Origin of the sequence: Azospirillum melinis (assembly GCF_013340935.1) — a bacterium.
Lineage (GTDB): Bacteria > Pseudomonadota > Alphaproteobacteria > Azospirillales > Azospirillaceae > Azospirillum > Azospirillum melinis.
Map to the genome: position 1 here is coordinate 111,362 of NZ_WHOS01000012.1, position 13,780 is coordinate 125,141.

Sequence of the window (13,780 nt, forward strand, 5' to 3'; positions counted from 1 at the left end):
CTCGGATCTCTCCTTAACTCGAACGCCGCAACCTGAGTGCCACTCAGCGCGCCCAGCGCATCACGAGCGGATCGAGACGCTTGGCGGCGTCCAGCAGGCCGTCGCGGCTCATCGGGTGCGGGTTGGCCGTCGGGTGGCGCATGGCGTCGGACGCGATGATGCCGCCCTCCTTCATCAGGATCTTGGCGGTGGCGATGCCGCACTGGCGGTTCTCGTGGTTGATCAGCGGCAGCCAGCGCCCATAGGCCGCCACCGCCGCCTCGCGGTCGCCCGCCAGATAGGGATCGACGATCTGGCGGATGCCGTCGGGATAGCCGCCGCCGGTCATCGCCCCCGTCGCCCCGGCGTCGAGGTCGGCCAGCAGGGTGATCGCCTCCTCGCCGTCCCACGGCCCCTCGATGGCGTCGCCGCCCAGTTCGATCAGGGTGCGCAGCTTGGCCGCCGCCTGCGGCACCTCGATCTTGAAGTAGGAGACCTGCGCGATCTCCCGCGCCATCCGCGCCAGCAGCGGCGCTGACAGCGGCGTGCCGCTGACGGGGGCGTCCTGGATCATGATCGGGATGTCGATGGCATCCGACACGCGCTGGAAGAACTCGACAATGCCGGCTTCCGGCACGCGGATGGTGGCGCCGTGGTAGGGCGGCATCACCATCACCATCGCGGCGCCGAGATCCTGGGCGCGGCGGCTGCGGTCGGCGCAGGCGCGGGTGCTGAAATGGGTGGTGGTGACGATCACCGGCACCCGACCGGCGACATGGGCGAGAATGGTCTCCATCAGCAGCGTGCGCTCGTCGTCGGTCAGCACGAACTGTTCGGAGAAGTTGGCGAGGATGCACAGGCCGGTGGAGCCGGCGTCGATCATGAAATCGACGCAGCGCTTCTGGCCGTCGAGGTCCAGTTCTCCCGCTTCGGTGAAGATGGTGGGGACGACGGGGAAGACGCCGCGATAGGGGCGGGCGCTGGACGGCATGGCGGTAAGGTCCTTCCTCGAAATCGAATCGACAGTCAGCGCAACGGAGACCCGAACTGTCCGGGCGGCAGGCCGCGGACGCCAGGGTCGCACTCAAACAGCGACCCGGCCAGCGGCTCGTCCGGCCGGCCGTGCGCCGCGGTGGTGATGAACAGCCGGTCCAGATCCGGACCGGCGAAGACGCAGGAGGTGACACGCGACACCGGCAGGGCGATGGCGCGGTCCAGCGTGCCGTCGGGGCGGAAGCGGCTGACGCGGCCACCGTCCCAATGGCAGACCCACAGCCCGCCCTCGGCGTCGCAGGTCATGCCGTCGGGATAGCCGTCGGCCTCGGTGAAGCGGATGTGGACGCGCTTGCCCGACAGGCTGCCGTCGGCGCCGATGTCGAAGGCGTAGATCGTCCGCGCCGCGCTGTCGGTGTGGTAGATCGTCCGCCCGTCCGGCGCCAGCGCCGGCCCGTTGGCGACGGTATAGCCCTCGTCGACCGGCGTGACGGCGCCATCGGTGTCGATGCGGTAGAAGCTGCCGGCCGGCGCCTCCTCCGCATCGTCCATGCTGCCGACCCACAACCGGCCGTCGCGGTCGGCCTTGCCGTCGTTCAGGCGGTTGCCCGGCTTGTCCGGCTCGATCCGCGCGATCTCCCCGGCGACGACCGCCCGGCCCGGCTCCAGCCGCAGCCGGACCACCCGGCGCGAGCGCAAGCCCGCGATGAAGCCGTCGCCGTCGGCGCTCTCCACCAGCCAGCAGGCGGCGTCATCGAGATCCCACCCGGCCTGCGAGCCATCGGACAGGCCGTGGCGCAGGATGCGGGATCCGCGGATATCGACGAAATAGACGGCATCCTGCCGCGGGGACCAGAGCGGACCTTCCCCAAGCACAGCCCGGGCCTGCCAGACGCAACGCGCTTCCTGCGCCATCCCGCTTAACTCCCCCTCGCTTCGCTCTTCTCGTCCCGGAGTTCGCCCCCGGCAAATCGCCGCCACCGGTGAATTTTTAAATTTGTTGACGGCGCAAACGATAAGAGGCCTCTTGATAATCGTCCAATACGAAGATCGGCGCTTGCGATACCAAATGTCGTATCCCGACGTCTGCTATCAAGTCGCCGTGCCCCATCGGAGGCCGCACCCCCGTGACCCCCCAACGCTTTCCGCCGAACTGGTTCCAGAAGGCGCGGCTGAAGCTGCGCCATCTCCAGCTGTTCGCGGCACTCGACGAACACCGCAACCTGCACCGCGCCGCCGCCAGCCTGAACATGTCGCAGCCCGCCGCCTCCAAGCTGCTGGGCGACCTGGAGGAGACGCTGGGCATCGAGCTGTTCGACCGCCATGGCCGCGGGATCGAGCCGAACTGGTACGGCAGCCTCATGATCCGCCACGCCCGGATGATCCTCAGTGAGTTGCAGGAGACGGGCGAGGAGCTGAACGCCCTGCTCGCCGGCCACAGCGGCCGGGTGTCCATCGGCACCGTCATGGCCCCGGCGGTGGAGCTGGTGGTGCCGGTCATCAGCAGCCTGACCCGCGACCATCCCAACCTGAAGGTCGCCGTGGCGGTGGAGACCAGCGACGTGCTGGCCGACCGGGTCCACCAGGGGGTGATGGATTTCGCCATCGGCCGCCTGCCCGGCCATTACGATCCCACCGCCTTCGAGTATCAGGAGATCAGCAGCGAGGAGCTGTGCTTCATCTGCCATGACACCAACCCGCTGCTCCGGCTCGGCCGTCCGCTGACCGCGGCGGATCTGTCCGACGCCACCTGGATCCTCCAGCCCGTCGGCACCCTGCTGCGCGACCGGGTGGAGGCGCTGTTCCGCGCCGAGGGCGCCCGGCTGCCGCACAAGGTGATCGAGAGCGCATCGCCGGTCATTTCCATGGCGATGGTGGCGGAAACCGAGTCGATCACCGTCTTCGCCCGCGCGCTGGCCCAGGTGTTCTCGCCCAGCGGCTGCTGCGCGATCATGCCCTTCCACAAGCGTTTCAGCGTCGAGCCCTACGGCATCTTCTGGCTGAAGGACCGGCCGCTGTCGCCCGGCGCCCGCACCGTGCTGTCGGCCGTCCGCGCGGCGTCTGAACTCAAGATGCGCCTCGTCGCCGCCGCCTCCCCCACCACTGCCGCAGCACGGTGAAGACCGATACCGAAATGCATATCGATTTGCCGAATAATCATATTTGACAGTTATGGGAAAAGGGAGGATTGCTAGGGACACCAACCATCGCGTCCCACGCCATCCGCGCCACAGAACGCGGGGGCGGCGTATCGCGTGCCGTAGTAACGGGGAGGATTCCGGTCCATGTCGTCCGCCAAGCGCACTTCCTTCACTTCGAAATTCGCCGGCCTCGCCGTCGGCATCCTGGTCGCCACCGCCGCCGCCGTCCCGGCCATGGCCCAGGACAAGCCGACCGTCGGCATCGCCATGCCGACCAAGTCGTCGGCGCGCTGGATCGACGACGGCAACAACATGGTCAAGTATTTCCAGGAAAAGGGATACAAGACCGACCTGCAATATGCAGAGGACGACATCCCCAACCAGCTCGCCCAGATCGAGAACATGGTCACCAAGAACGACAAGGTTCTGGTGATCGCCGCCATCGACGGGACGACGCTGACCGACGTGCTGCAGAAGGCGGCCGAGCGTGGCGTGAAGGTCATCGCCTACGACCGCCTGATCCGCGGTTCGGCCAACGTCGATTACTACGCCACCTTCGACAACTTCCAGGTCGGTGTCCTCCAGGCCTCCTACATCGAGAAGGCGCTCGGGCTGAAGGAGGGCAAGGGCCCCTTCAACATCGAGCTGTTCGGCGGCTCGCCCGACGACAACAACGCCTATTTCTTCTACAACGGCGCCATGTCGGTGCTGCAGCCCTACATCGACAGCGGCAAGCTGAAGGTCGGCAGCGGCCAGGTCGGCATGGACAAGGTGTCGACCCTGCGCTGGGACGGCGCCGTCGCCCAGGCCCGCATGGACAACCTGCTGAGCGCCTATTACGGCAACAAGCGGGTCGACGCCGTGCTGTCGCCCTATGACGGCCTCAGCATCGGCATCATCTCGTCGCTGAAGGGCGTCGGCTACGGTTCGGCGGCGCAGCCGATGCCGGTCGTCACCGGCCAGGACGCCGAGGTGCAGTCGGTCAAGTCGATCCTGGCAGGCGAGCAGCGCTCCACCGTCTTCAAGGACACCCGCGAGCTGGCGAAGGTCACGGTGGGCATGGTCGACGACCTGCTGGCCGGCCGCACCCCGCAGGTCAACGACACCAAGACCTACGACAACGGCAAGAAGGTCGTCCCGTCCTATCTGCTGAAGCCGGTCAGCGTCGACTCCTCGAACTGGAAGCAGGTCCTGGTCGACGGCGGCTACTACAAGGAATCGCAGATCAAGTGAGTGAGCGGCGCGGGAGGGGGTGCCGACCGGCGCCCTCCCCCGCGCTCCGCCCAACAGCGGATCGGGCGTTCAGAGGTTCATAAATGGACAGCATTCTTGAGATGCGCGGCATCACCAAGACGTTTCCGGGCGTCAAGGCGCTCGACAACGTCAACCTCTCGGTCCGCGAGGGGGAGATCCACGCGCTGATCGGTGAAAACGGCGCCGGCAAATCGACGCTGATGAAGGTGCTGAGCGGCGTCTACCCGCACGGCACCTACGAGGGCGAGATCCGCTTCCGCGGCCAGCCCTGCGCCTTTCGCGGCATCGCCGACAGCGAGAAGCTGGGCATCATCATCATCCACCAGGAACTGGCGCTGGTTCCGCTGCTGTCGATCACCGAGAACCTGTTTCTCGGCAACGAGCAGGCGAAACGGGGCCGGATCGACTGGGTCGCCGCCACCGCCCGCGCGCGCGAACTGCTGCGCATGGTCGGGCTGACCGATTCGCCGGAGACGCTGATCACCGACATCGGCGTCGGCAAGCAGCAGCTGGTCGAGATCGCCAAGGCGCTGTCCAAGCAGGTCAAGCTGCTGATCCTGGACGAGCCGACCGCCAGCCTGAACGAGAGCGACAGCGACGCGCTTCTGGAACTGCTGCTGCGCTTCAAGGAGCAGGGCATCTCCTCCATCCTCATCTCGCACAAGCTGAACGAGATCGCCAAGGTCGCCGACCGCGTCACCATCCTGCGCGACGGCACCACGGTGGAGACGCTGGACTGCCACGACGCGCCGATCAGCCAGGACCGCATCATCAAGGGCATGGTCGGCCGCGACCTTGCCGACCGCTATCCGCGCCGCACCAGCAACCCGGGCGGCATCCTGTTCGAGGTGAAGGACTGGAGCGCCGACCACCCCATCCATGCGGGCCGCCGCGTCGTCAAGGACATCGACCTGCATGTCCGCCGCGGCGAGGTTGTGGGCATTGCCGGGCTGATGGGCGCCGGCCGCACCGAATTCGCCATGAGCCTGTTCGGCCGCTCCTATGGCCGCAACATCCGGGGGCAGGCCTTCCTCGACGGGCGCGAGATCGACGTCTCCACCATCAGCAAAGCGATGGGCAATGGCCTCGCCTATGCCACCGAGGACCGCAAGCATTACGGCCTCGTGCTGGACAATGACATCCGCCACAACGTGACGCTGGCCAATCTGGACGGTGTCGCCAAGCGCGGCGTCATTCACCACGAGCGCGAGATCGAGGTCGCCAACGACTTCCGCCGCCGCCTGCGCATCCGCTGCGCGGACGTGTTCCAGCAGACGGTCAACCTGTCCGGCGGCAACCAGCAGAAGGTCGTGCTCAGCAAATGGCTGTTCGCCGACCCCAAGGTGCTGATCCTGGACGAGCCGACCCGCGGCATCGACGTCGGCGCCAAATATGAAATCTACACCATCGTCAACCAGCTGGTGGCCGAAGGCCGCGGCGTCATCCTGATCTCCTCGGAACTGCCGGAGCTTCTGGGTGTGGCCGACCGCATCTATGTGATGAACGAAGGCGCCCTGGTCGCCGAGATGCCGGCGGCCGAGGCCAGCCAGGAAAAGATCATGCACGCCATCATGTCGTCCGCCTCGAAAGCCACGGCAGCCCGCGCCGCCGTCGCCGCCGCCGCCCGGGAGTCCCTGCAATGAGCGCCGAACTGAACCTGCCGGCCGCGCCGCCGCGCCAGGCCTCGATGGCCAAGTTCCTGAAGAGCCACATGCGCGATTACGGCATGCTGATCTCGCTGCTGGCGATCGTGGCGTTCTTCCAGTACATGACCAACGGCACGCTGCTGCAGCCGCTGAACCTGACCAACCTCGTCCTGCAGAACAGCTACATCGTCATCATGGCGCTGGGCATGCTGCTGGTGATCGTCGCCGGGCACATCGACCTGTCGGTGGGGTCCATCGTCGGCTTCATCGGCGCGCTGGCCGCCATCCTGATGGTGCAGTTCCACTGGCACTTCGTGCCCACCGCCATCGTCAGCCTGTTGGCCGGTGCGGCCATCGGCGCCGCCCAGGGCTACTGGGTCGCCTATTTCCGCATCCCGTCCTTCATCGTGACGCTGGCCGGCATGCTGGTCTTCCGCGGCCTCAGCCTCGCGCTGCTGGCCGGCCAGTCGGTCGGCCCCTTCCCGGTGGAGTTCCAGCGCCTCAGCTCCGGCTTCATCCCGGACATCTTCGGCACCGAGGGCTTCCACACCACCACGATGGTGCTGTGCCTCGCCACCCCGGCGATCCTGATCGCCTTCAGCGTCGCCGCCCGCCTGCGCCGCCACCGCTTCGCCATCGAACAGGAGCCGCTGGTCCTGTTCCTGCTGAAGAGCGCCGGGCTGTTCGCGGTGGTCGCCTATGTCGGCTGGCTGCTGTCCACCTACAAGGGACTGCCGAACGTCCTGATCATCATGGCGCTGCTGATCGGCATCTACGCCTTCGTCACCCGCGACACCACCATCGGCCGGCGCATCTACGCGCTGGGCGGCAACGAGAAGGCGGCCAAGCTGTCGGGCATCGACACCCGCCGCCTGTCCTTCTACACCTTCGTCAACATGGGCGTGCTCGCCGCACTCGCCGGCCTGATCTTCGCCGCCCGCCTCAACACCGCCACGCCGAAGGCCGGCGTGTCCTTCGAGCTGGACGTGATCGCCGCCTGCTTTATCGGCGGCGCCTCGGCCTCGGGCGGCGTCGGCCGGGTGACCGGTGCGGTGATCGGCGCCTTCATCATGGGCGTGATGAACAACGGCATGTCGATCGTCGGCATCGGCATCGACTGGCAGCAGGTGATCAAGGGTCTGGTGCTGCTCGCCGCCGTCTGCTTCGACGTCTACAACAAGGGCAAGGCCTGACGGCGGTCTTGTGACCGCCGCCGACCTTCCCCGACCGGACATATCGCCATGACGCTCCCCACCCTCGGACTTGTCGGTCTGGGAAAGATCGCCCGCGACCAGCACATCCCCGCCATCGCCGCCACCGGCCTGTTCAAGCTCGCCGCCGTGGTCAGCCCTGACGGTGCGACCGCTGAGGGCGTGCCGAGCTTCCGCTCCCAGGCCGACATGCTGGCGGCCCTGCCCGGCCTCGACGCCGTGGCGCTCTGCACCCCGCCCGCCGTCCGCCACGGCCTGACGGTCGAGGCCCTGCGCGCCGGCAAACATGTGCTGATCGAGAAGCCCCCCGCCGCCACCCTGTCGGAGCTTCATGATCTGGCGGCGGAGGCGGAGACCGCGCGCCGCACCCTGTTCACCGCCTGGCATTCGCAGTTCAACCCGGCGGTGGAGGAAACCCGCCGCCGGCTGGCAAATGCCGACATCCGCAGCGTCGCCATCACCTGGAAGGAGGATGTCCGGCGCTGGCATCCGGGCCAGGATTGGATCTTCGCGGCGGGCGGCTTCGGCGTCTTCGATCCCGGCATCAACGCCCTGTCGATCCTGACCGACATCCTGCCGGCCCCTGTCTTCGTCCGCGCCGCCGACCTGCATGTGCCGGCCAACCGCGACACCCCCATCGCCGCGACGCTGGAGATGGGTGCCGCCCCCGGCTCCCGCATCGGCCGCATCACCGCCGACTTCGACTTCCTCCAGCAGGGCGAGCAGACCTGGTCCATCGTCATCCACACCGCCGATGGCCGCCTCGACCTGACCCATGGCGGCACCCGCCTGTTCGCGGATGGCGTGCCGGTGCTGGCCGAGCCCGACACCGAGTACCAGCGCATCTACCGCCACTTCCACCGGCTGGTGACGGACGGGGCGAGCGACGTGGACGGCCGTCCGCTGTCACTGGTCGCCGACGCCTGCATGGTCGGCCGCTGGCACCGCACCGATTCCTTCGACTGGTAGCAGCCCCCGCGACAGGGTCCCGCAACAGGGCCCCACAACTGGGAGGTCCCCCGCATGCCCACCGCAGCCGGTATCAAACTCGGCACCCGCATCGGCCACCGGATCACCGCCGGCAGCGCCGGCATCCTGCTGTTCCTCGCCGCCGTCGCCGGTGTGGGCATCAATGCCCTGTCGGAGACGGAGACGGTGGTGCGCCGCAACGGCGTGCTGGCGGAACAGGTGGTCGATCTCGGGCGCATGCAGACGCTGATGCTAGACATGCGGCTGAAGACCGCTGCCTTCCTGCTGAACGGCCGCGACGAGGATGCCGAAGCCGTCGCCTCCCTGTCGGCGGAGGCCGCCAACCTCGTCGCCGCCGTCGACCGGCGCCTCTCCGGCAGCGGCGACAACGCTGCGGTGCAGCAGATGAAAGCCCGCGTCGCCCAGTATCGCGACAGCTTCGCCGCCGTCCGCGAGGCCCACGGCCAGCGCAGCGAGGCGGTGGCCGAGGTGGCGAAGTTCGGGTCGAAGCTTCAGACCATGCTCAGCACCATCCTGACCAACGCCAAGAGCGGCGGCAATGTCGAGGCCCTGAACCTCGCGGCGCAGGCGGCGATGCATGTCCAGGCCGCCCGCACCGTCGCCGCCCGCTTCCAGGGCGAGGGCAGCGCCGGCCTCGCCACCGCGACGAAGACCGAGCTGAAGACCGCCGCCCAGAATGGCGACGCCATGGCGAAGACGGTGACCGATCCGGCGCTGCGCGGTCTGGTGTCCGCCTTCCTCAAGACGCTCGACGGCTATGCCGCCGGCTTCGACCGGCTGGTGGAAACCACCCAGCGCCGCGACGCCCTGGTCAACGACACCCTGACCCCGCTCGGCACCGCCATCGGCGATCAGGCGCGCGGCCTGACCGACCAGGGCATCGCCGACGAGCAGCAGCTGCGCGCCGACACCACCGCCGACATCGCCGGCTACCGGCAGGCGATGGCCGGCGCGTCGGCCGCCGGGCTGATCCTCGGCCTTGCCGCCGCGGTGCTGATCGCCCGCAACCTGTCGCGCCCGGTGGTCGCCATGACCGACGCCATGACCCGGCTGGCCGGCGGCGACCGTTCGGTGACCGTGCCCGGCCTCGACCGCCGCGACGAGATCGGCGGCATGGCCAAGGCGGTGCAGGTCTTCCAGGCCGGGCTGATCGAGGCCGACCGCATGGCCGCCGACAAGGCTGCCGAGCATGAGGCCCGCGTCCGCCGCGGCGAGCGCATCGACCGCCTGACCCGCGAGTTCGAGCGGATGGTGGACAGCACGCTGGGCCGCGTCGCCAGCGCCGCCACCCAGTTGCAGTCCACCGCCCGGACCATCCAGTCGACCACCGACGAGACCAGCCGCCTTGCCGGCGACGCCGTCCGCAGCTCCGGCGAGACCACCGGCAGCGTCGAGACGGTGGCCGCCGCCGCCGAGGAGCTGGCCGTCTCCATCGTCGCCATCAGCCAGCATGTCGCCCACAGCGCCGAGGTGACCGAACAGGCGGTCGGCATCGCCCGCATCACCGACGAGACGGTGCGCAGCCTGACCGGCGTCGCCCGCCAGATCGGCGACGTGGTGCAACTGATCGGCTCCATCGCCGCCCAGACCAACCTGCTGGCGCTGAACGCCACCATCGAGGCGGCACGGGCCGGCGAGGCGGGCCGCGGCTTCGCCGTGGTGGCGAACGAGGTCAAGAGCCTCGCCGCCCAGACCGCGAAGGCGACCGAGGAGATCGAGGCCCAGATCGCCGCCGTCCAGCGCGTCAGCAGCGAGGCGGCCGGCGCCATCACCGAGATCGTCAAGGTCATCGGCGAGGTCAACGAGGTCTCCGGCACCATCGCCTCCGCCATTGGCGAGCAGCGGGCGGCGACCAGCGAGATCAGCGGCAGCATCCAGCGCGCCGCGCGCGGCACCCAGGATGTCCGCGACACCATCGCCGGCGTGACCCACGCCTTCCAGGCCACCAGCGACGCCTCGCGTCAGGTCAAATCCGCCGCCGACGGCCTGTCCGGCGAGGCCGACGACCTGCGCGGCTGCGTGTCGCGCTTCCTGGCCGACATGCGCGCGGCCTGATCCGACCACGGCCTTAACAAGGCCGAAGAGACGCAACCACAACTCCGGCGCCGGGCCTACGGTCCGCGCCCCAACCTGAAACCGGTGTCGATATGTCCGAGACGAAGCCCCCCTTCCCGCCCAACGCTGACGGTTCAGCCTCCGGTTCAGAACGGCGCCTGCGGTCGCGCGCGTGGTTCGACAACCCCGCCAACCCCGACATGACCGCGCTGTATCTGGAGCGCTACCTGAATTTCGGCCTGACGCGCGAAGAGCTGCAATCCGGCGCGCCGATCATCGGCATCGCCCAGACCGGGTCCGACCTCAGCCCCTGCAACCGCCACCATCTGGTGCTGGCCGAACGGCTGCGCGAGGGCATCCGCACCGCCGGCGGCATCGCCATCGAGTTCCCCGTCCACCCGATCCAGGAAACCGGCAAGCGGCCGACCGCCTCCATCGACCGCAACCTGGCCTATCTCGGCCTTGTCGAGGTTCTGCACGGCTATCCGCTCGACGGCGTGGTGCTGACCATCGGCTGCGACAAGACCACGCCGGCCTGCCTGATGGCGGCGGCGACCGTCAACATCCCGGCCATCGCGCTGTCGGTCGGCCCGATGCTGAACGGCTGGTTCCGCGGCGAGCGGACCGGCTCCGGCACCATCGTGTGGAAGGCGCGCCAGATGATGGCGGCCGGCGAGATCGACTATCAGGGCTTCATCGAGCTGGTGGCCTCCTCGGCCCCCTCGACCGGCTACTGCAACACCATGGGCACCGCCTCGACCATGAATTCGCTGGCGGAGGTGCTGGGCATGCAGCTTCCGGGCTCCGCCGCGATCCCCGCCCCCTACCGCGAGCGCCAGCAGGCCGCCTATGAGACCGGCAAGCGCATCGTCGAGATGGTGCGCCAGGACATCAAGCCGTCCGACATCCTGACCCGCGACGCCTTCCTCAACGCCATCGTCGTCAACTCCGCCATCGGCGGCTCGACCAACGCGCCGATCCACATCAACGCCATCGCCAAGCACATCGGCGTGCCGCTGACGGTGGACGACTGGCAGACCCACGGGCTGGGCGTGCCCCTGCTGGTCAACCTCCAGCCGGCCGGCGAGTATCTGGGCGAGGACTTCCACCGCGCCGGCGGCGTGCCGGCGGTGGTCGGCCAGCTGATGACCAAGGGGCTGATCCGCGAGGATGCGCCCAACGTCAACGGCCGCACCATCGGCGAGAACTGCCGCAACACCGAGATCCTCGACACCCGCGTCATCCACCCGATCGACGACCCGCTGAAGATCAACGCCGGCTTCGTCGTGCTGCGCGGCACCCTGTTCAACGCCGCCATCATGAAGACCAGCGTGATCTCCGACGAGTTCCGCGAGCGCTACCTGTCCAATCCCAAGGATCCGGAAGCCTTCGAGGGCAAGGTCGTCGTCTTCGACGGTCCGGAGGACTACCATCACCGCATCGACGACCCGTCGCTGGGCATCGACGCCTACACCATCCTGGTCATCCGCGGCGCCGGCCCCATCGGCTATCCCGGTGCGGCGGAGGTGGTGAACATGCGTCCGCCCGCCGAGCTGATCAAGCAGGGCATCCATTCCCTGCCCTGCATCGGCGACGGCCGCCAGTCCGGCACCTCAGGGTCGCCGTCGATCCTCAACGCCTCGCCGGAGGCGGCGGCCGGCGGCAATCTCGGCCTTCTGCGCAGCGGCGACCGCGTGCGGATCGACCTGCGCCGCGGCAGCGCCGACATCCTGATCTCCGAAGCGGAGCTTGCCGACCGCAAGGCCACGCTGGAGGCGGCCGGCGGCTACCCCGCCCCGCCGTCGCAGACGCCGTGGCAGGAAATCCAGCGCGGCATCGTCGACCAGCTGGACGAGGGCATGGTCCTGAAGCCGGCGGTCAAGTACCAGCGTGTTGCCCAGACGATGGGGATCCCGCGCGACAACCACTGAGGCCGAGCCTGTCGAGCCGCACGGCGCCCACCCGCATAGCAGTGGATGGGCGCTGGTGCGCTTCCATCACGTGCCGGACGCGGACCGCTCGGCCTCCGCCGCGTCGAAGGCCTGACGGGACCGTTCGATCTCCTGCCAGTTCTCCCTGATCCAGCCGGTGAACCCTTCGAGAGCCGGCAGCATCGTTTTGCCCATCGCCGTCAGCTCATATTCGACCCGCGGCGGCACCTCCGCGAAATAGCGGCGCAGAACGAGACCGTCCCGTTCCAGGTTCCGCAAGGTCAGGGTCAGCATGCGCTGCGAGATGTCTGGAATCCCGGTCCTGATCTCCGAAAACCGCAACGGCCTGGCGGGATCGAGCGCGAGGATGCTCATCACCAGGATCGTCCATTTGTCGCCCAACCTTGCCAGGACGCTGTTCGGCGCGCAGGGCGTGAGGACCGGTCCTCGCTTGGTTTCCTTGTAGGGCCGGCCATGGATCGTCTTTTCCAACAGTCACCTCCCTGTCACCGACTTACAAAATTGTGCCGTCTTGTGCGGTTTTCATAGCGGTGTCATTTCGTAACCCACAATGGTTACGAAGAGGAACTCATGATGGCCGACGAAAAGACGGTGCTGGTGTTCGGCGCCACCGGACAGCAGGGCGGAGCGGTTGCCAAAGCGCTTCTGGCCGAAGGCTGGCTGGTGAGAGCGCTGGTCCGCGACCCCGCCGGCACGAAGGCGAAGGCTCTGGCGACCGCCGGCATCGATCTTTGTCCGGGCGACTTTTCCGACCATGCCTCCATCGCCGCGGCGATGTCCGACGTCCATGGGGTCTTCAGCGTGCAGCCCAGTTCCGGGCAGGGGCCCGTCCACGGCATCACCGACGAGCAGGAACTTCGCTACGGCAAGGCCATCGCCGACCTTTCCGCGGCCTACGGCGTCCGCCACCTCGTCTACACATCCGTCGCCGCCGCCGGCAAGGGGGTCACCGGCCTCGGCCATTTCGACATGAAGACCGGGATCGAAGAGCATGTCCGGAGCCTCGGCATCCGCAGCACCATCGTGCGTCCTGTGACGTTCATGGAAATACTGATGCTGCCGGGCATGGGGCTCGACCATGGAACCTACTCGTTCCTGATGCGCCCCGATCAGGCGATGCAGTTCATCGCGGTCGACGACATCGGCAGGATCGTCGCGACGATCTTCTCGGGTCCGGACCGCTTCGCCGGCCGCACCATCGAGATCGCCGGGGACACCGTGACCGGCCGGGGATTGCAGGACGCTTTCAGCCGGGCTGCGGGCAGAACGATCACCTACAACCGCTTTCCCGACAGCCTCCTTGCGCAGAACCCGCTCCTCGGCCGGCTCGCCGAACTGGTCGACGACGGCCGCTGCGCGGGCGCCGTCGACATCCCGGCCCTCCGTGAGGAGTTCGGGAAATTGCTGAGTCTGGAGCAATGGCTTTCCGGTGCCGGCCAGCCGCTGTTCAAATCCGCCCTGGAGGCTTCGGGAGGGACCGTGGCGCTGCGGTAGTCGCCACACGGGATACAGTACAGCGTCCGGAACCGTTGTCCCCTCTGCCCTGTCCTACGACAATG

The 13,780-nt window shown here is 68.1% G+C and carries 11 protein-coding genes; 8 read left to right on the forward strand and 3 right to left on the reverse strand.

All coding sequences use genetic code 11. The features are described 5' to 3' along the window. Positions 1–43: 43 nt before the first annotated feature. Positions 44–970 carry a dihydrodipicolinate synthase family protein gene (locus tag GBZ48_RS11765; protein WP_174471214.1) on the reverse strand — a complete coding sequence of 309 codons (927 nt, stop codon included), beginning with the start codon at positions 968–970 and terminating at the stop codon, positions 44–46. 35 nt (positions 971–1,005) lie between these two features. After that, positions 1,006–1,887, reverse strand: a complete 882-nt coding sequence (locus GBZ48_RS11770) for an SMP-30/gluconolactonase/LRE family protein (RefSeq protein WP_174471215.1) — start codon at positions 1,885–1,887, stop codon at positions 1,006–1,008. A gap of 212 nt (positions 1,888–2,099) precedes the next feature. Here GBZ48_RS11770 and GBZ48_RS11775 point away from each other — a divergent pair, with 212 nt between their 5' ends. The 7 genes from GBZ48_RS11775 to GBZ48_RS11805 all read left to right on the forward strand — a co-directional run bounded on the left by GBZ48_RS11775 (position 2,100) and on the right by GBZ48_RS11805 (position 12,200). Further along, complete coding sequence (locus GBZ48_RS11775; protein WP_174471216.1) at positions 2,100–3,092, forward strand: LysR substrate-binding domain-containing protein; 993 nt, start codon at positions 2,100–2,102, stop codon at positions 3,090–3,092. A gap of 165 nt (positions 3,093–3,257) precedes the next feature. Further along, positions 3,258–4,346, forward strand: a complete 1,089-nt coding sequence (gene chvE / locus GBZ48_RS11780; protein ID WP_174471217.1) for a multiple monosaccharide ABC transporter substrate-binding protein — start codon at positions 3,258–3,260, stop codon at positions 4,344–4,346. 83 nt (positions 4,347–4,429) lie between these two features. Next, a complete protein-coding gene (gene mmsA, locus GBZ48_RS11785) occupies positions 4,430–6,010 on the forward strand; it encodes a multiple monosaccharide ABC transporter ATP-binding protein (RefSeq protein WP_174471218.1) in 1,581 nt (526 codons plus the stop codon). Continuing rightward, positions 6,007–7,206, forward strand: a complete 1,200-nt coding sequence (gene mmsB / locus GBZ48_RS11790) for a multiple monosaccharide ABC transporter permease (RefSeq protein ID WP_174471219.1) — start codon at positions 6,007–6,009, stop codon at positions 7,204–7,206. The genes mmsA and mmsB overlap by 4 nt, the downstream gene beginning before the upstream one ends. Positions 7,207–7,254: 48 nt before the next feature. Then, entirely contained in the window at positions 7,255–8,193 is a 939-nt protein-coding gene (locus tag GBZ48_RS11795; protein WP_174471220.1) for a Gfo/Idh/MocA family protein, read from the forward strand. A 54-nt stretch (positions 8,194–8,247) separates the two neighbouring features. After that, on the forward strand, positions 8,248–10,269 hold the full coding sequence (locus GBZ48_RS11800; RefSeq protein ID WP_174471221.1) for a methyl-accepting chemotaxis protein: 2,022 nt from the start codon (positions 8,248–8,250) through the stop codon (positions 10,267–10,269). Between the two features lie 92 nt (positions 10,270–10,361). Next, complete coding sequence (locus GBZ48_RS11805; RefSeq protein ID WP_174471222.1) at positions 10,362–12,200, forward strand: IlvD/Edd family dehydratase; 1,839 nt, start codon at positions 10,362–10,364, stop codon at positions 12,198–12,200. A gap of 66 nt (positions 12,201–12,266) precedes the next feature. Here the strand turns inward: GBZ48_RS11805 and GBZ48_RS11810 are convergent, their stop codons facing one another. Continuing rightward, positions 12,267–12,692, reverse strand: coding sequence for a winged helix-turn-helix transcriptional regulator (locus tag GBZ48_RS11810; protein WP_174471223.1), 426 nt, complete (start codon positions 12,690–12,692; stop codon positions 12,267–12,269). A gap of 99 nt (positions 12,693–12,791) precedes the next feature. Between GBZ48_RS11810 and GBZ48_RS11815 the strand changes: the two genes are divergently transcribed. Beyond that, positions 12,792–13,715 carry an NmrA/HSCARG family protein gene (locus tag GBZ48_RS11815; protein WP_209798364.1) on the forward strand — a complete coding sequence of 308 codons (924 nt, stop codon included), beginning with the start codon at positions 12,792–12,794 and terminating at the stop codon, positions 13,713–13,715. The last annotated feature ends 65 nt before the right edge of the window (positions 13,716–13,780 follow it).

Bases quoted from the DNA above. Each gene is read 5' to 3' on its own strand.
- chvE (WP_174471217.1), top strand. From the start codon at position 3,258: ATGTCGTCCGCCAAGCGCACTTCCTTCACTTCGAAATTCGCCGGCCTC.
- GBZ48_RS11795 (WP_174471220.1), top strand. From the start codon at position 7,255: ATGACGCTCCCCACCCTCGGACTTGTCGGTCTGGGAAAGATCGCCCGC.
- GBZ48_RS11815 (WP_209798364.1), top strand. From the start codon at position 12,792: ATGATGGCCGACGAAAAGACGGTGCTGGTGTTCGGCGCCACCGGACAG.
- mmsA (WP_174471218.1), top strand. From the start codon at position 4,430: ATGGACAGCATTCTTGAGATGCGCGGCATCACCAAGACGTTTCCGGGC.
- GBZ48_RS11765 (WP_174471214.1), bottom strand. From the start codon at position 970: ATGCCGTCCAGCGCCCGCCCCTATCGCGGCGTCTTCCCCGTCGTCCCC.
- GBZ48_RS11800 (WP_174471221.1), top strand. From the start codon at position 8,248: ATGCCCACCGCAGCCGGTATCAAACTCGGCACCCGCATCGGCCACCGG.
- mmsB (WP_174471219.1), top strand. From the start codon at position 6,007: ATGAGCGCCGAACTGAACCTGCCGGCCGCGCCGCCGCGCCAGGCCTCG.
- GBZ48_RS11770 (WP_174471215.1), bottom strand. From the start codon at position 1,887: ATGGCGCAGGAAGCGCGTTGCGTCTGGCAGGCCCGGGCTGTGCTTGGG.
- GBZ48_RS11805 (WP_174471222.1), top strand. From the start codon at position 10,362: ATGTCCGAGACGAAGCCCCCCTTCCCGCCCAACGCTGACGGTTCAGCC.